The sequence below is a fragment of the Prevotella sp. oral taxon 313 genome (genome assembly GCF_003043935.1).
GTDB classification, from domain to species: Bacteria; Bacteroidota; Bacteroidia; order Bacteroidales; family Bacteroidaceae; genus Prevotella; species Prevotella jejuni.
On sequence record NZ_PYXE01000001.1, the window covers coordinates 256692 to 281340 of the forward strand.

A 24649-nucleotide genomic window follows, 5' to 3' on the forward strand; every position below is an offset into this window, starting at 1 on the left:
TTATAAAATATTTAAAGTGTTAATAATTGAGATGCATTCTTTGGATTGTTTTCCGACATATAAAAGCCCTACATCTCTTAATTCGTTAATTTGTTTTTTAATCATATCAATATCAACGCCTAAAATCTTACCTAATTGCTCAATCGTTATAATACTTTTGTTTGATAATTCGAGGACTTTCCAAGCCAAATCTGAACGATTAAAATCTATAATTCTAATTGAATTCGAATTATAATATTCTGTATATCTGATAATCTCGTTAGATACTTTTGTGAGCTCGTATGAATATTTGTTTTGGGCATAGTGGCTTTCTATACTAACAAAATAATCCCATGCTATAGCCTGAAATTTTCTCACATATTGATAAATACTTAAACTTTCTTCAAATGGCAAAAAATCATCTGGTAACATTTCTTTTACGGCATCTGAATATGATATTTGGATTTCTGATTTACTTACACGATTAAAATATCTTGAGGCATCGTTGATTGCTAGCGATGAAATTTCATGTTTATATTTATTTCCTAATTGGTAGAATCGCATAAAATGAAGGTTTTGTACACTTTCTTTAATATCTTCTAAATTCTCTTCTAAAAGGCCTCGTAATACATTCATTCCTCCAACATTTATGTTTAATTCATGTGCCCATTTTATGAAAAACAAGTTGCTTGCAAATGAGTTTTTCTTATCTATTTTGTATAGAAGAGTATCACTAGGTGATTCATATCCAATTTGAACATGAAAAAATCCTGCTATGTGCATTTTCTTTATTGTCTCAAAATCAATCCCACGAGTAATTATCTCTGCAAGCATAACTCGAAATTTAGGATAATTGTTCTTTATTTCTATAAGTTTGTCTAAGAGGAAATTGAACTTTTCTCTATCCTTTCCAATAACATCATTATCCAGAAAAGTAAAATCGTAAACAGAATATTTTTTTATGTTATACAAGATTTCTTCTTTTATAACCTCAGCACTCTTTCGACGATACTTATATCCTTGATTCAAAAAACAAAAATGACACCGATTCCAATGACAACCTCTTGCGCCCTCTATTGGTATCATTACGTCTTTTAATCTTCCCTTATAGCTTTTAAAAAAATCATAAAAGTCAGAATATTGTAATTTGTCTAAATCTGCATATTCTTTCTTTATGACAGTGCTTCGAACAATACTATCATCTTTGCGAATATAACACTGAGATAAAGTACTTAAATCTTCTCCTTTTAATTTTTTGTTTGCTAAATCAGAAATGATGCTTTCACCCTCTCCCCAAGAAGAGAGGTCTATATATTTGAAATTTTTGATATATGCTTTTGCTTGCTTTGGATTACCTATGCCACCAGCTGCAATAAATGTATCAGGGTTCAACCTTTTTATAATTATCCCCAAGACATATGCTGGAACCCATTGAAACAGGCTCATATGCATGCCAACAAACAAGCTTTCCTTCACATTATGTTCATTGCATATATTAATTATGGTAGTTTCTAATTCGGATATGCATTCGCGAATATGTTTTTGAAAATTAAAGTTATTGTTTGTATATTGGGGTTTTAAAGCTCTTAAATATAGTTCTTGCTTAATTAACGTATTTTTATCATTGCATTCAATTGCAATATAGGCATAAAATGGACCTAATATTGCAATTTCATCATTTAATACCTTTTTTTCGTTAAAAAAATACTTTAATAATATTTTTTCTAATAATATATTCCAATATATGATCTGTGCATCAAAGCCTGAATCTAATAAAGTTTGCTTTAATACGGTCATAGAAGGAGATGGTAAATATGGTTTAGCTGGTGGCAGCCAACATAATGTTATTCTTGCTTTTTTCATCAATCTCAATTTAAAATTTTAAAAATCATAAATTAACTCCATCTTACTCCTCTATGACATTGGAGAATTTAGACCAATTCTGTGTTTTACGATAAATAGCTGCGGTGCCTTGAGGCACATAGAGAGTACAACCTTCAACTGTAGGAATTATGCGAATCTCAAGAGGCTCTAACCATTTAAGGTGAAGTTTTGAAACAGAACAACCTAAGAAGGTTTCAACTCCCATATTAACAACTGTAGCTGGAATTGTTAGTTCATTCAATGTAGATTTTGTCGTGAAAGCTTGATTTCCAATAGAGGTAAGGCTTACGTTGGATGCAAGCTTGATTTCTTGCAGTCTAATACATCCATAAAATGCTTTACTATTAATTTCCTCTACATCAGCAGGGATATCTATTGTCTTAAGGCTTTTACACCCAGCAAAAGCAGAATAACCAACTATTTTCAGATTTTTAGGGAGAATAATGCTCTTCAAATTAGTAGCATTGCTGAAAACTCCCGATGGTATCTCATCATACATAAAAACATCTTCAAATATTTTATATGGGTGCCAACCGAAATACTCATATGGATTTTGATTACCTGCAACTATATTACATTCAGAGAGGTCTATATCTACAGGATATTGGTATAGGCTTTCATTTGTATCCATGAATAAATTTCTCAACAAGATAAAATCAAGACCATTAATATTACCTATTAGTTTAAGTGATCTGATACGTCGAAGATTGGTTAAATCATTTCCCATGAGCACTTGTAAACAGCCTGGCTTCTCACATATTATGGTCGTTGTGTTAGTAAAAGGTGCAGGCTCCTGAACCAGACATGGGCCACAATCCTGATTTGCAGTTTTCCCATTGACTTTAAAATCAACAGAAGCAACTCTACCTAATCCCTCATTTTTATCAATGGCAACCGTTATTGCATATTCATTGTCACCACTTGGAATAGTCTTAACCACTTTTGCCCACTTACAATCAGTAGGATAAATTCCTGCGGATAACTCTCCCTTTGCTTTTACATGAATTTCGACATTACCACCATCAGCTCCTTGATAATAGATTTTTTTATCTGTACTAACTTTTGGATTACCATCTTGAAAAACCTTTATAGTAACAATCGTTCCCTGCACTATGAAAATAACATTTCCCTCTCTTGATGAAAGAGTATTATTTTCCAATATTTCAATGCTCAATTGCCCTTTCCCGTCAGAAAAAATAACGGTCGGTTTTATCCAGTTTTCACTTGATGAACTTGATATCTTGATTTGAGTATCCGCAGAGAAATCAAGAGAGATTGTTTTATGTTCAAAATCAGTCTTGATGCCACCGTGAACTATTCTTGCTGCTTCTTGTGTCCAACTAATATCTATTTCCTGCCCATTATTATGGCAGGCTGTCATAATAATTGCACTCAATATGAGTAATAATTTTAGTGTTTTGCGCATAATAATTCTATTTTATAGTAAATATCTTTCAAGTGGGATAAAATATTTTACCCCACTTACTCGCTTAGAGTCCTATAATTGTATAGTTTTGAAGTATCATAAGAGATATTTTACGTTTGGGAAGTGAATCTACCCAATCCCTTATTCCATAATAATCCAATACTTCGTCTCCATACTCTGGATCGTACAGATATGAAAAGGCTATTTTTTTAGAAGAGTCATAGATGTATCTCATATTTGAATTTGGATCTTCGAATAGAGTCATTTTACTCTCATCAAAACCATCCATACGGATGCATAGAGGCTTACGAACATTGGGATTATATGTCGTATTGTAATTCGTTGAGAAGGTTAAACCTTGAAAGAACATTTTTTTCTTTGTGAAAATTTTTTGGACTTTACCCATCATTGTCTGATTATCGTTATTTGCGCGCAATTCGGAATCAGAAGCGTTAAGATATGTCCCATCACTGAGAATTATTTTATCTCCCTGTCGTGTATTTAAAATTGCAGCAATCTCGTATAACTTTTCTCCTGTAGATGTTGTCTTCGCTAGGACTTTCACAATCTCTATTTTAGGATCTTGAACCTCACCAAATGACTCAAGGAACCCATTTGTTGTGTCATCCAGCCTGTATCGAAAATTCTTTTCTAACACAAAATCAGACAAGGGATATAGACCGCCCTCTCCCTCGTTGAATCCAGAAGTAATATCTATAATTGTATAAGAGTTACGATTACTGAGAGAATTAAGCCAAGAGGACAAATCGACAGAAAGATTGTCTAATTTTTGGGGAGCAACGATTACTCTATGTGCGGGGTCTCCTCCAAAAGTTTCAACATAAACTTCTGTCTCCTGAGTTTCATACTGTGAGGAACTTCCAGAACCTGTGTTTTTACCAAAAGAAAGATTTCCTGATGCAGAGTTTGATTTCCAAGTGAAAGAGGCGTTAATATCATTAGTCAACCCCTTTTCTTTACTTTCGGATGAAGTACCTTTTGCAGATCTACCAGAATAAAAGGCAGTAGCCTTACCTCCTGTGATATAACTTCTTAAAACAAACGGTCCATATACCTCAATAAGATTTCCCATAGTTCCTCTGTAAAGATCTGTAAGAAAAGTCTCACTTAAACACTCTCGGGCATAAATCTTCCTTTTTGCTGCTGTCGTCAAAAGTTCATATTGACTTCCTTTAATTTCCAAGTTTAATTCACCATAAACGCAATTAGATTCTGAAGAAAAACTAGTCTTGAACAATTCTGTCATTTTTTTCTCTCTTCCAATCTTGAACAGACCTAAATTTAGGCTGAACCCCGCTTTTACAGTTCTCGATACTTGACTGTTTGTTTCATACCTCGACATCCCATTATACGAAAAAGCATAATTACCTGTGGAGTTTAACTGCTTTCTTGTTATTGAAGTGGAATACTTCGTCTTAATCTTGTTAAGGTCTAAGACTGGGAACTTAACGTTTTCTATAGAACCAACTATTGAATTCCCAACTGTATATGAATAACCAAGAAGTATTTCCGAATCTCCAATCATATCATTATTCCCAACATAGCTGCGTGTTTGCTTTTTATTAATTGCCCTAAAAGGCATATTTTTAGCTTTAGGAACTGAAGTTGAGCGCTTTTGAAGAATAATATCCTCTGCCCAAGAATGACTCTCGATAGATGGTACGACATCTTCGTTGGAGCAACTATTCATAATTGTAATGAACAGTATACCCATAAATAAATAATATAGCTTATTCATAATTATGGCTTTATTACTATTAATATATAGCTATCTTTGGAGTGGCAATGTTTTTTCCAAAATTATATCCCCGTCCGAATCAAGGGGCGTGTATGTAATTGATTCTTTCGGTCGTACTTCCTTAGGATCTTCAATTATGCTGCCAGTCCATGTTCCTTTTAAGATACATTCACGAATATTGCCATCAATTGTGCATTGAGCCTTTGCCGTATACTTTATAGTTACATTATATTTAACAAAGTTCAATGTAACTTTTGCTATAGAAGAAGCTTTGCATCTAATAGGATAGGTATATACAACATGTCTATTAATATTTTGATACCCATTACTTAAGAATAGAGCATCTTCTGACGAATTCACATCTGGAGATACGACATTACCGCTTATAACAGAAGGGCGTTTAAACTTGATATTCGGATTACTAAAATTCAAATTAACATTCCAAGAATTCCTATTAAAAAAAGAATTTTCCATTTCATAAAAGTCAAATGGAACATTTATACTTTTTTCTTGTGAAGATGTGTTTTTTACCGTCATTACTTTGGAAAAAGTTGATTTACTGACAGAAGGTGAAACTACATCGTATTCTAAAGATATAATATCGAATTTTGCATCTGGAGTTATTATAAATTCCTGCTGGGCCTTATTGTCAACCCTTTGAGCATAGCGAACCTTATTTCCACTTGCAGCTTCAAGAACATAATAGAAAATTGACCAAGAATTATTTGGATCAGACTGCCCCAAATAGATTTCACTTTGAATTGCATAATAGTTTTTGTAGGTATTTGACCGAAGTAAATCCCATCCCGCACTCATTAATGAAACATTTTCTTCCTTTGCTGCCATTAATATCTTCTCATCTGGCTTTTTAGTATAGTAACCTACGGTCAAAGGAGTCCCTGAAGATGTAGAATAGATAAGGTATGGTATTCCTGTAGAAGCGGGAAGAACTTTAATGTAAAAACGATTATTCCTTGCATCATTAGAATTGTTCAGAGATACCTCTGCCCCTTTTCCTTTACAATAAAGGTTGACGTATCCACTCGTTGATCCATTTGTAGCTATAGAACGAACCTTTATGGTTGCTGGCATTTCACGAATAGCAAACATATTACTCCAGAAAGTATCATCATACGAGTTGTAATCCTCAAAGCGGGCAAGTGCTATTTTGGATTGTGAATGAGTTCTATTATACAATTTTTTCATCTTCTTCATATCTTCTGAAATGACAAGTTCTTTAGGGGTTCCTTCCAAAATCATTTCTTCAGATATTGCACGAGTACGTGCTACTTGCGTCTCCATAAGGTCATCATGGGAAACAACATTTTCCATCTCATCAGTGCATCCACTTAGCAGCATGACTGTTAACATTGTAAAATTTATAAGACGTAATTTCATAACGATATGGATATAAGTTTTGACCTACTCATATAGCTTTTCGGTTTCCGCTCCTTTTTACAGTGAGGTCTGTTTTGTAATATTATGTCAACTAATTATCTTATCGATGCTGCAAATATACATATATATATTGTTTATAACAATAAAAATAGTTTTTTTTTTTTTTTGAATTTTTATTTTCTTAGTATTTTAGCTATATTTGTAGCATTATTTACTATCTATATATTGTTTATATAAAAAAAAGATTTATTACATTAAAAGATTTCGAGATTACTCCAAACGAGAATGTTATTGAGTGGAATCCAAACTTCTATAGTTGCATAGATAAGATGAAACAGTTTGGATGCAAGAGTTATAGGGGCAAAGTTGAGTGGCTTTTCAAATGTCAAAATATCTGTAGAAAGAGAATCTGACAGCCCATTCCCGCGATAGTCAATTTCACAAACAAAAATGGTTTCGATATTCTCATTGAGACTATCGAAACCTACTATTGCGAAGTAAAAAAGAGCATTCTCTTGCTTGTGTGAGGCAGTAGAAATTACATCAATAAATGTTGTAGAATACTTTCTCCTTTTGAGTGAGGATAGGGCATCAAACAGATGACTAACAATAAAACTAGGAATATAGTAACGATTATAGCAGTACCCCATCTTACCAGCGATGGTGGTATTTCTCCTAATAGATTACGGACTTTCTCAGAACGCTGCTCTGTATATCCATCAGATTTTTCTTTTTCCATTTGTATCTTATTTAGTATAGTTTATTTTTTATGTCCTTTTGAAAAATCCCATTTCTCTTAAATGCATCATTAAGAGAATCGAAAATCTTTAACAATTCTACACCTTCTGTTAAATCTGTTAAATTCATTGATGCCAGGCTATCAGGGAGTTTGTGATCCTTAAAAATTTCCATAGGATTTTTGAAATCTGATATAACCTCATCAACGGTTCCTTTATCATATATTTGCAATAGAATCATTCGAGCATCTTCTACATCATAACCTTTCTTCTTAAGAAAAACAAACTTGGCTGCAACAGAGAAATATTTTTTACTCTCATGAGAAATAGAGGCTAACGACCTTAATAAAGAGGTTGTTACATCATAATCTCCAATCTGATATGCTAGCATCATTACCAGTTGCAGTATATTTAATCCTCTTATATCTGAAGATTTTTGATACAAAGCATATGAAGTGAGATCTATTTGCTGCAGGTTTTTATAAGGTATTTGTATGAGCATCTTATATAGGTCTTCAATTTCATCTGAGCTAGAGCTTGGTATTTTTCCTAAACCAGAAAGATCAGTCTCAAAAAAGAAACGGTTATTGTTGCAAAAATGAGTGGCATTATCGTATGGAGTACTCATGCCAGGTATATAAATATATAATGCAGGGATATTGCTAGCAGTATTATCTCTTATATATACATTATAACCTAACTCGCTTATGATTTTGAAAGCAATATTAACGTCCGATTTATTGTCGTCCCCATATACGCTAGGATACAATGAACCTTTATATGATGCTTTTTCATAAAGAATCCAAGATGGCCAAATACCAGAACTATTCTTGATTATATTATTAAAATTGTCATACCAATATTCCTTGTCGCATTCTTTCTCATCCAACCAAGGATTATTTAAAGATAGTCCTCGGAAGCCTTCGGCTGATTGGAAAGCTTCTGTCAAACATCTTTCAAGGGCAATATCTTGAACAAAATCAGAACCTACCTTGAAGTTGTAAGTGGAATTATAAGGATTTACAATATACGCGCCAACTACAGGCAACCCTATACCCAGAGAGCAGTCCTTGATAATAATTCGATATCCAAGAGATATCAGTTTGCGATACATTTCGGATGCTTTTGTCCCCATGAAAGCCTCAATAGGAAGGGTTGGAGGGGTTATTTTACTAAAAATAATCTTACGCACTGCATAACGTTCAAATATTTCGCAAATTCCTTGTAGAAACGCCTCCTGATATGAATTTCCAGCACACATTCCGTTTGAGCCTGAAGCACAATAGCAAAGTTCTACAGGTAAAAATATCTCTTTATCATCTGTTACAGAGTAAAAAGGTATCATAATAGAATCGGCGTTACTTAGGTTCTGTAATACCAAATTTTCAATTTTTTTATTATCTTCAGGTTTATTTGAAAACAATAATACATCATTATCTTTAATTTCTTTTATAGCTATCGCTGTCTTTTCAAAGCGTTCGTGAGGATCGAATATAAACTCGGATCTGATCCCTATGCCTCTGAGAGCAGAGCATAATGATGAGTTTTCTTGATGCAAAATCTGATGAATCTGATGGATAAAGGAAGGCTCAAGTAAAATCCTATTTTGAAATCGCTCCATAAATTCTCCGTACCCAGAAGCAAGTGCATATTCGTATGTACGACCTTTTCCATTTGTTCCTATGTCAAAACAAGAAAGACCAGAATTGGACAATGTGAGTCTGCATGCATAAAAATCATGCTTACACCAAGATTGTTCTCGTAGTAATACATTTATATTAGAAAGAAAATCCCTAATATCACGAATTGTATCTTGTGGAAATTTTTCTTTATATTTTTTTTTCATTTTATATATCAAAATCTTGAATAGTTAGAGTTTTTATTGATGAAATATTCATTCGACTCAAGAAGTCATTTTGAATGTGTTTAATCAGAAGAAATAAATCAAAACAATATACTGAAGGATTAGTAAAGCCACGTCCTTTGGAGAAACGATGTGCTAGCATTCCACCACCACATACACTTTTGATACAACATTTTCTGCATTTCTCAGCTAAAAAATTTTCTTTGTGAGAATTGTAGTACAATTCAAAAATTGGATTATCGAAGATGTCATCAAGATTATTTGATAATACGGATATGTTTTTGGGGGTGCAATTTTCTCCACAAATCAGCATTGTGTCTGGAATGGTAATGTCTCCGTTGGGAGTAATATCAATTACCCCATTCTCAGAATTTCCTAATATTTCACCTCCTATCTTCAGAGTTGGATTGCATAGCAAACGTATGATTGACTCAAATGTCCTTATGGATATACGTTCTTTGTCATTTATCCATATGTCATATAGTTGACAAAGCCATATTCCAACTCCCCTGTTATCACTATTATAAGTTTCATAAGTAGCATCATGAATCAAACAATCGAGATATTGGATGCCTAATTTTTTGAAAAAAGAATAATAAGCGAGTGGGCTTGTATTTACTGGGATAACAGATAGAATACCAATATCCATTTTTCTGCTAAGTGCAATTTTAATGCCTTTTAATGCCTGTAAAAAAGCTGGCTTACCAGACTTCATGATTCTATCTTTATTCGCTTCCTCATCACCGTCAAGACTCACTCCTATAAAGACATTATGTAATCTAAAAAGATTTATCCATTCGGAATTCAATAAAGTGCCATTTGTTTGAATACTATATATTATTCTACCGGAATGAATGTGTTTATTTGCAAGAGCAAAGAAATTACGATAAAAATCAATACCTGTAATTAAAGGTTCGCCTCCTAAGAAAGTCAGTTCAATTGATTTTCTTTTAGTTTTTTTCAGATATTCCTCTATTCTGTTTAAAGTTGCCACAACGACTTCTTGTGTCATTATGTTTGAAAATTGTAGATGAGACTTATCTGATTTGTTGAAAAGGTAACAGTATTTACAATTGAGATTGCAAATAGATGAAACTTTAACTATAATACTTGTTATGTCCATCGTTTTCTTCTAAAAAGTGCCAAACCCTGCAACTCATGTTATTGAATTGCAAAATTTGACACAGTTCAATAATTAATTAGTTAAAATTACTATTTTGTGGAGTGAGTTGGAATAACTCTTCTGTAGTAGATGCTGTCGTTTTTTTCAGATTCAGTTTTGGTAGAATCTGAACTTTCGGACAAATCTTCTTGACATAAGTTTTCCGACATACCACCGAGAATAGATTCAAGATTGTTGTCTTGAATCATGTTCTTCAAAGAAATTTTTTCTGATGAAGAACTTTGTGAAAAAAAGATTTTTTTCATTGTAATTTCGAATAATTGTTTTGCCTCCCATTAACGTAGATCGGCTTCTACGGCATTGCATGCATTATGCTTTTATATTATATCATTAGAATCTATTCATTTCTGCTTCTGAAGCAACTTTACCTTTATACTTGCTTTTTTGAGGATGGAATTGATATTGAACACTTAGGGTTATCCCACGTCTGTCATAACTCTGATATTTATTCATCAGAATGCCGTATGTATACATGCTCCAATCGTTATTACGGGTATTAAAAATGTCGGTAGCTGTCAGTTTTATGGAGAGAGTTTTTTTCAAAAACGTCTTTCGTACGCTCATATCCATTATAAACCAAGAGCCTGTAAAATGATTGGTGTGCATATCACCACGACTTTGACCTCTCATGTTTGCAGAGACATAAAAATCTTTAGGTAGGGAAATCGAGTTTTGAAAATTATAGGAATATATTGGTTTGTTATAACTGTTGCTGCCAAGTTTCATCCACGGTTTTGACATTCCAAGAGTAACCTCGGGACGCCAAAATTTTATTGGATGCCCCCATATAAGGCATGTGCTCAATTCAGATACATTGACATTGACAGGATGAAGAAGCATTTGGAGCGTCGATGCGGGATAAATCTGTTTTACGAAAGCATAGGTATCAAGGCTTCTTATATAGTCCACTTGTAACATAAAGTCTTTCCATTGTCCGAACAATTGAAGATTTTGCATTTTTTCATCACGCAACATCGGATTACCTCCCTCTATTTCGTGTTCACCGGCATAGGTTGTCCCACTCGTTAATTGTGAATAAGGCGGCTTGACAGTAGCCATCTTATAGCTTAGATTTACCATAAAGGTCTCATTGAAAGAATAACTCAGTGATATATCTGGTGTGAAGAAATGATTGGTGCGGCTTACATCAGTATCCTTTTCCCCATCAACGGTGAAAAGATAATCAACATACTCATATCTCAATCCAGCGGACAAACTGAATTTTCCGAACTGTCTTGACCACGAAGTAAAAGCTGCCAAAGAAGTCTGCTTTGCATCGGTAAGAGAAGAAGGGATATAAGTTTCCACTGTTTGGTTAAGCATTCTGTAATCCAGTTTTGTATGGGTATAGGAATCCTGTGTTCCTACAGTTATATTTCCTCCAACGAATGAAAAATCAAGATATGCTTTACCTGCCCAAAGTGTACTAGTTTGGTTTTGAACTGAATTTACATTCTGTCGTTGATAACTCTTGTAGCTCGTTTCATTGAATTTGTCATCATTTGAGCCCCTGTAGTTTCCGTCAAAATGAAAATGTTTGTTTCCGACAAACATGTTGTCATAGTAAATGGATATGAGATGGTTGCGCATGTTGCCTTCACTGGATATTTTGCGAGAAAGAAGGGACTCTGAGTTCATCCATTCGGTTCCAATATTTAACGGATTGGTATGAGAATACATAAAGCGGTAGTATGCACCAAAAGATTGATTCCCCTCTGAAAAATTAAAGCCAATCTTCCCCATTGCATTATTTTCAGCGTATTTGCTACTAAATGTCGTACCAATCTCTGTCGGTATTGCTTCGTAGGTTAGTCTGTTTATTGTCGAGCCTTTTATCAGACTATTGTCATGGTCATAATAACCAGTGCCGAACAGCTCCAACTTAGCAGAATGATAACTGAAATCGAGCATATCATTCATAGACCATTTACGTCGTATACGTGTTTCGATCTCATTACTTATACTGAGTCCATGTACAAATTTCTTTCTTGTTGAGATTTTAAGTACAACTTTTGTGGTGCTCCCATATTGTGCGCCAGGGGCAAGTATCAGTTCTACGTTTCGGATATTTGTAGATTGTAACTGCCGTAATTCGGTATTATCACGTAAGGGTCTTTCGTCTATATAGATAACAGGTACACCTTTCCCTGTTACAGAAACAACGTTATCATCAATGGTAAGCAAAGGTAGTTGCTGAAGAACATCAAGAGCATTCCCTGCATTTCGTAAGTTTGAACCTGCAATATTTGAAACAAGCGAACTACCAACCAGTTTTGTTGCAGTCTGTTTTGCTTTGACTACAACTTCTTGTAACTTGTAATTTAAAGAATCATTCTGTTCGATTTCTTGTGCATAAATATTAGTCCATGCAAATAAAATCAAGATTAAAGATAAGTGTTTACGCTTCATTCTGTTAAATTTTTATGTTATAGAATTTACAAATTAACTACCAAGTTCAAGTTGATTCTTCACGAGATTATAGTATATACCACGCTTTATTGTGAGTACTTCGTGGTTACCGATTTCCACTATCCTGCCTTTATCCAGCACCACTATCTGATCAGCATTCTTCACCGTACTTAATCGATGTGCCACGATAATTACAGTTTTCCCTTTGTAGAACTCGTCCAGATGTTCCACAATCATGCGTTCATTGTTGGCATCAAGAGAGTTGGTGGCCTCGTCAAGGAAGATATAGTCGGGGCTCTTATACACGGCTCTCGCTATCAAGATACGTTGTTTCTGCCCTTGACTCAAACCTACCCCATCGCGCCCAATCTTTGTGTTGTACTTTAGCGGCAGTCCCATTACATAATCATGAATACAGGCTATTTCGGCAGCTTTCTGCAATCGTTCCTTGTCTATCTCCCCATCATCTACGGCTATATTGCGAGCTATCGACTCAGAAAATATTATACCGTCCTGCATCACCACGCCACATTGTCTGCGCCACCACTTTTTATTAAGCGTGTTTATATCTGTTCCACCAACGGTGATTTGTCCACCCAGCACAGGATAATAACCCAGCATAAGTTTGATGAGCGTGGTTTTTCCGCTACCCGATGCTCCGACAATGGCTGTTACCTTGCCTTTTGGGATTGTGAGGCTTACATTGTCTATGATAGTTTTCAGTGCGTGTGGATCGTATTTAAAGTTTACATTTTCAAGTTCTATTCCCTTACTTTCTTCTTTCGCAGCCGTTTCCAATCCTTGCTTTCCATTTTCATCATCCATGCGATGTATCTCATTGATACGCTCAAGGCTTATCTTAACATCCTGCACCGAATAAAAGAAACTCATCAACTGTTCCACTGGTGAATTAAGTTGCCCTATGATATATTGTACGGCAAGCATCATACCCAGCGTGAGTTGTCCGTGAATGACGGCTGTTGCCGCCACCACCGTGATAACGATGTTTTTCAGTTCGTTGATAAAGATACTTCCTGCCTCTTGCGTCTGCTGGAGTTTCAGCGATTTCATCTGCACTCCGAAGAGGTCGACTTGCGTATCTTCCCATTCCCAGCGTCTGCGCTGTTCGCAGTCTTGTAGCTTTATCTCCTGTATGGAGGTGATAAACTCGTAAGTCTTGTTGTTGTTGATGGCTTGCTGTTCAAATAATTCGTAGTCGAGTACCTTTCTGTGCCTAAGAAATAGCGCAAGCCAACCGCCATAGAGTAGGCTGCCGAGCATAAAGATTGTAAAGACAAGCCAATTATAGGACAGCAACACAATACTGAACACCACAAAGGTAAAGAGCGAGAACACGATGCTGAGCGTTTGCTGTGTCAGGAACGTGTTCACACGGCTGTGGTCGCTCATACGCTGCATAAGGTCGCCCATCAGTTTGGTGTCAAAGAACGACATCGGCAGTTTCAAGAGTTTGATGAAGAAATCGCTCACCAATGAAATGTTGATGCGTAGCGAGATGTGTAGCAAGAGCCAACGGCGGATAAAGTCGATTGCAGTTCGACTTATGGTAAGCATCAGCTGTCCCAAGAGTATCAGCCATATAAAGTCGATGTTCTGGTTCTTGATGCCAACATCCACAATAGATTGCGTGAGGAAAGGCAGAATAAGCTGCAATAGACTACCCACTAACAAGCCTAAGGCTATCTGCCCGAAGTACTTGCGATATTTCTTAATATAGCCAAAGAGGAATTTAAACGAGCGTTCCTCTGTTGGCTGTTCATTTATCTGCTTTTCATAAAAAGCAGGAGTTGGTTCCAGAAACATGGCGATGCCTTTTTCCTCACCATCCAACTGCATACTAATCCAATGCTTCTTGAACTCCTCAAGGTTGTATTTCACAAGTCCTTTTGCTGGGTCGGCGATGTAGAAGGTCGTTCCTTTCTTTACTTTATACAGCACCACAAAGTGGTTTTGATTCCAATGGAGGATACAGGGGGCGGATATGTTTTTTATTCCATCAAGATTTATCTTACCACACTCACAATCAAACCCCAGTACATATGCGGTATTCCTGATGCTCAGCATGGAAACGCCTTCTGTTGTTGGACGACAGATTGTAGACAGATAACTTGCGGAATATTTTTTATTATAATATTCACAAATCATTTCTAGGCATGCTACGCCACACAACATTGTATCATGTTGTAATTGTTTTTTTAATTTATGTTTTTTATTTAAGAATGCCATCCTCGTCGTCAATATTTTGTATTTTTTTCCTCAATGTTTGAGATTTGTGTCCCTTATTGAGGTTTAGCGAAACTTGTATATACACCATATTAGCTTTGTCTGCATTCCACGATACAATATTTTTATTAAATTGGCTATTAATATTTTTTCTCTCAGAAAGTTTAATCTTACTTCTAAATGGATCCCAAATACCTGCGGTAAACATCCATTGTTTTAGATGATAAGATGTGGAGAAATAGACGGCATTTTCCTGTGCTAAGTAAAGATTACCTCTAAGTTCCTTACGATTATTAATAATACCGAAATTCATACTCAAGTTCTTTGTTAAGTTCAAGCCAGCTTGTACATAGTAGTTCCAGATATTCTTCGTGTATTCAATATTGTCCTTCTGAAATAAAGTTTTTGAAAACGTGCAGGCTCCCGATAGCGTTAACCGGTTTCTAATAACTTCATAATTGACAAAGGAACTTAGGGCATGAACTCGACTTTTATTATATTCATCTGTAATATAATAAATATTACCATTATCAATATAGCTGTTCGGGGCAAAAGGATGACGACTAAAACTATACAAATAAGCTAACTGAAAATATAATCTGTTGATATTATAGGCGACATCAAATTTATTGTTATATTCTACGTAAGGACGTAAGTCAGGATTACCTTTTTCAATCTCAATGGAATTCAACTTTCTTGTGACATTTGCCATATCTGCCAACTCTGGTACATGGGGAATAAGTTCTGCATTGAAAGAGAAAGTAAAATGGCTTATTGGCGTATATGAAAATTTAATCATGGGTCGCATAAATCTTTTTGTATAGGAGATACTGTCCTTGCTATAGCTAACAATATTCCCTCCAACCCCTATCTGATAACTTAGATTCTTATAGCGACCAAGCAATTGTGCATAACTAAGTATGTCATAGCTATCAGAGTGGTCTTTCTTCATTATATCTTGACTATAGTTGTTATTTGTTCTGGCATAATTTATTCTTACTCCTACAGTAAGATTGTTCAGGTCACTTATCTTATGTTCATATAAGAGTTCTGGAATAAACGATAACCGTTTACCGTGCACATCATACTGATAGTTAAATAAATTCATGGAGTGTTGATTTATCTCCATAAAATTATAACGATAATTACTGGTTCTGTATGTGGTCAGCAAGTCAAATATCAGATTATCCTTTTTTGCAATATTTTGAGACGCATATATGTCTAATGAATATAAATTAGATTTGTACTTGGGTGTTAGAACGGAGTTACCTATGAGGTTATCGAATTCATATACTTTCTGTAAGGTTTCATCTCTGTCATTATTGTAGAATACTGTATTGAAATTAACATTCAAAAGAAATGATTTTGCAACATGACTATACACAGCTTTAAGGCTATGTTGCTGATAACTATAAGGCGAGTCATCTCCTTCTTTTACAAGTGAGAGAGAAAGGGGAACAGATACAAGCCTTGTGTCATTTCTGTTCTTGGTATAATGCCTGAACTTATTGTCATAGATAAACGTAAATTGATTCTTTACGTTATTCAGTTTTAGAAAAATATTATTTTCACTTGATAAAGTCGTGACAGCATCCATCGTTTTGAATCCGAGCCCATAGCCTTTTATTCCGTCTTTAGTTTTTACATTAAGGATTCCGCCATAATTTTGAGTAGCATATCTAACGCCAGGATTATCTATAAACTCAATTGACTTTATCTGGTTGGGTGAGATTGCAAGATATTCTTCAGCAGTAGCTGGCACACCATTTATTTGATAGGCAACGCTTCTTCCATCAAACATAGTGATTCCAATTGACTCTTTGGAAACAATAGCATTAGGCAAATGAAGTCTATCAAGCACTCCCCATACATTGTTGGAACTTTCTCTAAGTTCTTTATTTGGATATATTATTAATCTATCCACCATTTTCTTGTATCTTGGGCCCTTGACAACAACCTCTTTAAGCACTTGAGTTTCCTCCTCTAATATGATATTTACAGAGTCCTGTCCATCATATAGCCATGTTTTAGTTTTATAACCAATAGAGGAAAATGTTAATATTTTTCCTTGGGTAAGATCTTTAATAGTGAATCTTCCATTTTCATCTGTTGCCGTTCTTCCCAAAGGTATAGTGCTATTCGGTGCATATATTAAAATATTCGCGAAAGGTATTGCTGCTTGTTTAGCGTTTATTACTCTACCTTTAAGTTCTTTACCAAAAGACGTAAATGATATAGCTCCAAAAAGGATTAACAGAAGATATCTCATAATATATGTATTAAATTATTAATAAAAACTTAAGATGCTTTTCTTGTTTAACTTTTTCTTGAAACTATTGAATTATTCAATAACTCAATGATATAGTCAACTTTTGAATAGCCTTGTTTCAATACACAAAACTCTTTCGGATCATCTAATAGAGACTGAGAACAACGTTTAGAACAGACAGGGAGCATATCACAATTTATGCATTGTTCCGGAATCTGTAATTTCATCCTGTTCATTAATTTTGTGTAATCCCATATTATCACACCATCTTCTCTAAGAAACCCACAAGAATTAGCTTTGTTAAATTTTCGAGCTGTACACTTATAAACACGACTATCATAATTAATCACAACTTCATTTAAATTGTCGGCATAACAACTGCAAAGTTTATATTTCAAGTCAAGATATGTACACACAAATCCTCTTGTCTGACATTCTTTTACAAAGTTATTTATTATGCAATCGTCTATTTTCTTTTCATTTACTTGCCACACTTTATGTACGGCAATTGTTGCCTTTTGCGGATCAACGAAAGGTTCTATATCAGCAACCAGCGATTGCAATCCTACACTGGTCTGTGGAGAAATATTTATGCGCAATAATAATTCATAATCAGTAAGATGTTCTTTTATTAAAGATAAGGATTCTAAGATTCTGTCATATGAGCCGATTGCTTTCTTATCTTTGTACTTTCTGATTGTATTGTGAATATTTCTACATCCATCGAGAGTTATCTGAAATGTAGAATGGTATCCTTTTATCGCATCTAAAAAATTTTTTGTTAATAGTGTAGCGTTTGTGGTAAAATTTATGGTTATTTTAAACCCTTTCATACCAGCAATAGGGTTTATTAGGGATAGTAAATGTAGAATCTTCTCTTTATACAATAAAGGTTCTCCTCCGAAAAAGCTCAAAGTCAACAACTCAAAGGGTGCTTTGTCATATTTTAATTCTATGTGCTTTATAATTGAGGAGATTGTATCTTTTCCTATCACAGAATTATCAATATGGGTTTCATAGCAGTACCAACATCTTAAATTACAATCCATGGTCATATTGATAATCATGTGGTAAGTTTTGCCCGAGAATTTTCTGTCCATGACATCGCTAATGTAAGTTGCTTTTTCATCAAAATAATCTGGAATAAGCATACCTTTTCTACACAAATCATAGAATAGTTGAGGCTGTTCTTCCTCTAATTCTTCAAGATTTTTCTTTAAAAGAAACTTATTTATGTCTCTTTTCTTTGCAATTAAAAAGGATACGGTATATGCATTGAAGATTATGCATGATTCTCCTTGTTCTATATAATGATTATATTTACTGATATTCATATTGGAACAATTTTGATAAGTGCAAGAATATCTTGCACTTATCAAATTAACACTTCTGCCTGTTAGCAGTTACAATTGTCTAAGAATGGGTTTTCAATAGACGAGCTATTTGTTTTTGGACATGAACAATTATCCAAGAACGGAGATTCAAATTCTGTCCGGTCGGATAATCCTCCGAGCGTTTCAGAGAGTAAATCATCACTAAGAATTGTGATTTTATTAATCTTCTTCATAAGTTTGATATTTAGTTTGCCATCTTTTAGCTTCCGGCATTGCTTTGTAATGTCTGTTCAATAATATTGTCGACAAATTATCTTCTTGACGCTGCAAATATACAAATCTATATTGTTTATAACAAGAAAAATCGGTTTTTTTTTTTTTTCAGAATTTGTATTTTCTTAGTATTTTAACTATATTTGTAGCATTATTTACTATCTACACATTGTTTATATGAAAAAAAGATTTATTACATTAAAAGATTTCGAGATTACTCCCAACGAGAATGTTACTGAGCGTAGCCAAAACTTCCAAAGTTACATTGATCAGATGGAGCAATTCGGCTGCAAGAGTTATTGGGTTATGGGAAAAACAGGAGTTGGAGCCAAGATGCAAATCGAGGGCTATAACGGTGAAGTTTCAGCATACATTTCCAACGATTATTTAGGCATGTCACAAAGGGCTGAAACCAAGGAAGCTGGTATAAATGCCGTCCTGAAATATGGCACAGGGGCAAGTGCCGCACAAGCCATCGGTGGCTATTTAGACATCCATCAGCAGTTGGAACAAGGCATTGCAAAGTTCGTTGGTCAAGAAGATGCCATTCTATTCTCATCAGGTTTTGGTGCCAACGCTGGTCTGCTTCGTGCTATATTGGGAAAAAATGACATAGCTTACATAGATTCGTATATCCATACCAGTGCCACAAGTGGTTTAATTGGAACCAATGTAAAGCATATAGGACACAACGACATTGACTATCTTGACATGATTCTTGAACGGGAAACGGGAAAATATCAGACTCGATTGGTCATCATTGATGGGGTCTATTCTCAAAATGGAGATTTATCAAAACTTCCAGAGTACATTGCAGTATGTAAGAAACACGATTGTCTTCTTATGATGGATGATGCTCACGGTATTGGAGTTATGGGAGAAAATGGCAGAGGAACAGCCGACTATTATAATTGCTTGGGACAAGTAGATATTATTACAGGAACTTTCAGTAAGTCTTTCGGATGTGTCGGTGGTTTTGTTGCCGCGTCAAAAAAACTGATTCAGTATCTAAGATATTATGCTGACAGTAATGTCTTTTCCGCTGCAATGACTCCACAGGTAGCAGCATCTTCATTAAAGGCTTTGGAACTTATACAGACACGTCCTGAAATTCGCAAGAAATTGTGGACCAATGTCAATTATCTGCGTAAACGACTGACAGAGGAAGGCTTTGATATAGGCTGTTCGGTATCAGCAATATTCCCTATTATGGTAAGAGACAATAAAAAAGTATATGAAATAGCACGTGAATTACAAAAAAGATGTATCTTTGTAAGCGGTATCACATATCCTGCGGTAAGAACCAAAGAAGCACGGCTTAGAGTTAGTGTATTGGCTTCTCACGAGATAGAACAGTTAGAGCAATTAGTGACTGCTCTTTTGGAAATCAGAAAATCAATTCCTTTTTAGATGGCAGAAGAAGAAAATAAACCCAAAAGATACAGAAGGACAAACGTCGATATACAGGCAGACATTATCAAGGCAGCAGAAAGTCTGATCAAGAAAAAAGGCTTTGCATCAATGTTGGTAACAGAACTTATCAAGAAAGCCAGAATCGAACCACTTGTCTTTTATAACAGATATGATAATCTTAGTGAGTTTTATGATGAATTTGTTAAGAGATACGACTATTGGTTTAAGGATGTCCTGACTGGTGTTCATTTTCCGACAGATTCAGAATTGGGCTATATCAGTATTTTCAAGGATGTACATAAGGCACTTCAGGACAAATCCGTAATGTTGGAATTACTGCGTTGGGAAATAGCAGAAGGAAATGAAACCACGGTTCGTACAGCTATGCTCAGGGAAATGCACACATTACCTCTTGCCAATTCCTATGAAGAGAAATTTAAAGATATTGACATATCAGCCATATCGGCATTGATTATAGGTGGCATATATTATCTCAATCTCCATCGCGACCGTTCAAAGTTTGCCGATATTGACTTGAATACGGAGCAAGGCAGAAAACGTATAGAAAAAGCCCTGGAGGAACTTGGACACATGGTATTCCACTGCCATGAAACAAATAATTATAAGCAAGCCGTTGCTGAAAGAATGAAAGAAAACGGTATCAGCGATGAAATCATTAAAAGGTGTCTGAATTAAAAGATACATAACAAGGAAAATTCCCAGTTATCCAGCAGGTAATTGGGGATTTTCTTATTATAGCAACTATATCTTACTTAGCAAAGCGGCATTTTAGAATTCCTGTAAGTAAGATATTACAACGCACAAACGACTATTTCCTGTAATCTCCCTTTATTTCCTGCTTTTCCCAAAAACTTTTATTTCTCTTTATATACCTATAATTTAGCAGCTTGATAACAGTATTCATCATTAAAATTATCAAGCAATGGAATCAAATAACAATGACAATTATGTGCTGGTATTGGAAGACCGCACGGAGGTAAAGAACGAAAAGGAAGTGGGTAAATTGTCCGTCATTTCCAGTGTTGACGACAAGGGAAACCTTAAAACAACAGAGGCTGCCGCTGCCAACCAAGCGGCATTCTTGAAGTTCAACAACAAGGACGGACTTCTGAAGAACTTCATGACTAACTTCCTCAAACAGTTCAATAACCCAACTCACTTTGGACTGTACAAGGTATTGGCAGACAATGTGGAGCAGGGCGTGGACAATCTGCGCACCATGCTGCAAAGCCGTGAAAAGCCCGAAAGCAAACAGCAACTGGCTGAGATGGGCATTCCCTTTGGGGACTATCTGCCCCAGCAGAAGAATGCTACTGCCATCGATGAGTCGAAGATTGATTGGAAGCAACTCGATAATCTCGGACTTACCCGTGAGCGATTGGAGCAGGGTGGAGAATTGGAAAAGATGCTCAATTGGCAGAAGAGCAATCTCGTAACGCTTGCCGTACCTATTGGAGACACTACTATCTACACTGAAGCACGCCTTGCGTTCCGTACGGACGATAACGGCAATATCGGTTTGGCAATTCATCCTTTGAGAAAAGAACCACAGCTTGACTTTCCCTATATGGGCTACAAGTTCTCTCCCGAAGAAAAGGAGGCACTACTTGCTACGGGTAATCTTGGCAAGACCATTGAGGTAACACCTAAGAACGGAGAGTCTTTCTCTGCCTACGTATCTATTGACCCGCAGACGAATGAAATCATAGCCCTGCGTGCCGACCGTGTGAACATCCCTAAGGAAATCAAGGGCGTAACGCTCTCTGATGCCCAGTACAAAGACCTTGTGGAAGGCAAGGCCGTGAAAGTGGAAGGCATGACTGCCAAGAGTGGTAAGACATTCAGTGCAACTTTGCAGGTCAATGCCGAGCGAAAAGGCATTGAGTTCATCTTCGACAATAACCGTGGATTTAAGGAACGGCAGCAGCAGACACAGCAGCAAGGCGTACCGCATAAGCTCTGCGGTTTGGAATTGTCAGAAAAACAGCGTGAGGCACTTGACAGCGGCCGCACGCTCTACCTGAAAAACATGGTGGATAAACAGGGGCAATCTTTCAACGCATACGTCCGCATGGACAAGGAACAGAACCGCCCACGTTTTTACAAGTGGAATCCCGATAAGAAGCAGGAAACCGGCAAAGAAAAGGTGGTTGCCGTAGCCGAAGAACACAAAACGCAGGTAGCCGTGAACAACCACGGCAAGACCAACGAAGCCACCAAAAATGTGAAAGAACCACTCAAAACGGGACAGACACAGCCTACTGCTGAGCAGAAGCAAAAGCAGGACGAGAACAAACAGAAGAAGTCTCGTGGACGTAAGATGTAACCCTTAATTCTATTATCGACTATGACAACTTGTATTATCGCCGAGAAACCCTCGGTAGCCAGAGATATTGCCCGCATCGTAGGGGCAAAGAGTAAACAAGAAGGATATATGGAAGGCAGCGACTATGTCGTTACATGGGCAATGGGACACCTCATCGCCCTTGCCATGCCCGAAACCTATGGTTTTTCTACCTATAAAGCCGAAGACTTACCCATCCGTCCCAATCCTTTTCAGTTAGTGGTACGACAAGTACGCAGGGACAAGGAGTATGTATCAGACCCTGCGGCATTGAAGCAACTCAAAGTGATACGCTCCTGTTTTGACAAGGCTGACCGCATCATCGTTGCCACCGATGCAGGCCGGGAGGGTGAGCTTATCTTCAGATACATCTATTCCTATCTCAATTGCCATAAGCCTTTCGACCGCTTGTGGATTTCCTCCCTCACCGATAAGGCTATTTGTGAGGGACTTTCCAATCTCAAACCTGGAAACTGTTACGACAATCTCTATCATTCTGCCAAGGCAAGGAGCGAAGCCGACTGGCTCGTGGGTATCAATGCTAGCCGTGCCCTGTCCATTGCTCGTAAGGGAGGCTATTCTTTGGGACGGGTACAGACCCCAACACTTGCTATGGTCTGCCGTCGGTACATAGAGAACCGTGATTTTTCTTCCGTACCCTATTGGAAATTATCCGTTCTTACAGAAAAAGAGGACTTATCGCTGAAAACCGTTGGCTGTAAAGACTATGAGAGTGAAGCATCAGCACAGACTGCTCTCGCTGCACTCCGCAGTCAGAGCCAGCTTACGGTAGAAACGGTCGTAAGAAAGGTGGCTGGTACACCGCCACCACTCTTGTACGACCTTACTGCCTTGCAGAAGGATGCTAACAGACACCACGGCTTTTCAGCGGACAAGACCCTCTCGATAGCCCAGAGCCTCTATGAGAAGAAAATCACGACCTATCCCCGCACAGGCAGCCGATACATCAGCGAGGATGTCTTCGAGGAAGTCCCCGCCCTGCTACGCAAGATAGGCAAGACACTATCCAATCCACTTAACCGCCATTCTGTGGACAATGCAAAGATTACTGACCACCACGCCATCATTCCGACTGGTGAAACACCATCTGGATTGTCGACAGATGAAATAACTATCTATCAAATGGTAGTTAATCGCTTCATAGAAGCCTTTTCCTCCGATTCCGAGGAAGAGCGTATGCAGGTACGGTTCACGAATGGCACCAACACCTTTACTTGGAAAGCGTGTAGGCAGATCTCCTTGGGATGGAAAGCCGTGCAGAAAGACAAGGCAACAGAAGCAGATAAGAAAGAAGATAGTGATGAACATATTTTGTCTTCATTGCCGAACTTAACAGAAGGTGAAGTCCTATCACTTGTCAATGCAGACATCACCGAGCATAAGACCAAACCTAAACCTCTCTACACAGAAGCGACACTGCTTTCTGCTATGGAGAACGCTGGAAAAGAGGTTGAAGATGCTGAAAGTAAGAAAGCAATGGCAGAGTGCGGTATCGGTACACCAGCCACACGTGCCAACATCATCGAGACACTTATCCTCCGTGATTATATTTGTAGGGAGAAGAAATCCATCATACCTACCGAGAAAGGTCTTGCAGTCTATGAGATTGTCAAAGATAAGAAGATTGCCAATGCGGAAATGACAGGCAGTTGGGAACTTGCCCTTGCCGCTATTGAAGCAGGAAAGATGCCATCTGATAAGTTTGCACAGGGCATCAACTCATACGTGGGAACAATCTGCGAGGAACTCCTTTCACTTTCTTCAGAGCAGAGGTCCTATCCTGTATACCGCTGCCCAAAATGCGGACAGCAGAGTGTCGGCATCTATGCCAAGGTAGCCAAGTGCAGGCATGAAAGCTGTGGCTTTCACGTGTTTCGTGAAGTCTGCGGCATACTTCTCTCTGAAGATAACATCCGTGACTTGATAAGTTCTGGTCGTACGCCTATCCTTAAAGGGCTAACCAGCAAGGCAGGTAAGAAATTCAATGCCCGACTTGTTCTGGGCGAAGACTACGCCACTTCCTTTGAGTTTGAGAACAAGAAAGGAAAACAAAGAGGAAAATAATCCCGACAGAAACGGAGATTTACAGAT

General features: G+C 36.8%; 16 protein-coding genes. 4 read left to right on the top strand and 12 right to left on the bottom strand.

Annotated elements, in window-relative coordinates; genetic code table 11:
- The 12 genes from AXF23_RS01105 to AXF23_RS01160 form a co-directional block, all read right to left on the bottom strand.
- Positions 1 to 1842, bottom strand: coding sequence for a B12-binding domain-containing radical SAM protein (locus tag AXF23_RS01105; RefSeq protein ID WP_107623994.1), 1842 nt, complete (start codon positions 1840 to 1842; stop codon positions 1 to 3).
- 43 nt (positions 1843 to 1885) lie between these two features.
- A complete protein-coding gene (locus AXF23_RS01110) occupies positions 1886 to 3289 on the bottom strand; it encodes a leucine-rich repeat protein (protein WP_107623995.1) in 1404 nt (467 codons plus the stop codon).
- Positions 3290 to 3353: 64 nt separating this feature from the next.
- Entirely contained in the window at positions 3354 to 5048 is a 1695-nt protein-coding gene (locus AXF23_RS01115) for an MAC/perforin domain-containing protein (protein WP_107623996.1), read from the bottom strand.
- Positions 5049 to 5078: 30 nt separating this feature from the next.
- Positions 5079 to 6446 (bottom strand): hypothetical protein, encoded by a 1368-nt coding sequence (locus tag AXF23_RS01120; RefSeq protein WP_146156717.1) that lies wholly within the window; start codon positions 6444 to 6446, stop codon positions 5079 to 5081.
- 538 nt (positions 6447 to 6984) lie between these two features.
- On the bottom strand, positions 6985 to 7185 hold the full coding sequence (locus AXF23_RS01125) for a hypothetical protein (protein WP_107623998.1): 201 nt from the start codon (positions 7183 to 7185) through the stop codon (positions 6985 to 6987).
- Positions 7186 to 7196: 11 nt separating this feature from the next.
- Positions 7197 to 9029, bottom strand: a complete 1833-nt coding sequence (locus AXF23_RS01130) for a YcaO-like family protein (RefSeq protein ID WP_107623999.1) — start codon at positions 9027 to 9029, stop codon at positions 7197 to 7199.
- Position 9030: 1 nt separating this feature from the next.
- Entirely contained in the window at positions 9031 to 10170 is a 1140-nt protein-coding gene (locus tag AXF23_RS01135; protein ID WP_107624000.1) for a radical SAM protein, read from the bottom strand.
- Positions 10171 to 10259: 89 nt separating this feature from the next.
- Entirely contained in the window at positions 10260 to 10475 is a 216-nt protein-coding gene (locus tag AXF23_RS01140) for a hypothetical protein (RefSeq protein ID WP_107624001.1), read from the bottom strand.
- Between the two features lie 85 nt (positions 10476 to 10560).
- The gene (locus AXF23_RS01145; protein ID WP_107624002.1) at positions 10561 to 12639 is read right to left on the bottom strand and encodes an outer membrane beta-barrel family protein; all 2079 of its coding nucleotides are present in this window, start codon (positions 12637 to 12639) and stop codon (positions 10561 to 10563) included.
- 33 nt (positions 12640 to 12672) lie between these two features.
- On the bottom strand, positions 12673 to 14886 hold the full coding sequence (locus AXF23_RS01150) for a peptidase domain-containing ABC transporter (RefSeq protein ID WP_107624003.1): 2214 nt from the start codon (positions 14884 to 14886) through the stop codon (positions 12673 to 12675).
- A complete protein-coding gene (locus AXF23_RS01155; protein WP_107624004.1) occupies positions 14870 to 17152 on the bottom strand; it encodes a carboxypeptidase-like regulatory domain-containing protein in 2283 nt (760 codons plus the stop codon). The genes AXF23_RS01150 and AXF23_RS01155 overlap by 17 nt, the downstream gene beginning before the upstream one ends.
- Before the next feature lie 47 nt (positions 17153 to 17199).
- A complete protein-coding gene (locus AXF23_RS01160) occupies positions 17200 to 18486 on the bottom strand; it encodes a radical SAM/SPASM domain-containing protein (protein WP_107624005.1) in 1287 nt (428 codons plus the stop codon).
- Positions 18487 to 18936: 450 nt separating this feature from the next.
- Between AXF23_RS01160 and AXF23_RS01165 the strand changes: the two genes are divergently transcribed.
- From AXF23_RS01165 to topB, 4 genes are all read left to right on the top strand, one after another.
- On the top strand, positions 18937 to 20169 hold the full coding sequence (locus AXF23_RS01165) for an aminotransferase class I/II-fold pyridoxal phosphate-dependent enzyme (RefSeq protein ID WP_107624006.1): 1233 nt from the start codon (positions 18937 to 18939) through the stop codon (positions 20167 to 20169).
- Positions 20170 to 20868, top strand: a complete 699-nt coding sequence (locus AXF23_RS01170) for a TetR/AcrR family transcriptional regulator (protein WP_107624007.1) — start codon at positions 20170 to 20172, stop codon at positions 20866 to 20868.
- Positions 20869 to 21115: 247 nt separating this feature from the next.
- Positions 21116 to 22519 (top strand): DUF3945 domain-containing protein, encoded by a 1404-nt coding sequence (locus AXF23_RS01175; RefSeq protein WP_107624008.1) that lies wholly within the window; start codon positions 21116 to 21118, stop codon positions 22517 to 22519.
- Between the two features lie 21 nt (positions 22520 to 22540).
- A complete protein-coding gene (topB, locus tag AXF23_RS01180; RefSeq protein ID WP_107624009.1) occupies positions 22541 to 24622 on the top strand; it encodes a type IA DNA topoisomerase in 2082 nt (693 codons plus the stop codon).
- Positions 24623 to 24649: the final 27 nt, after the last annotated feature.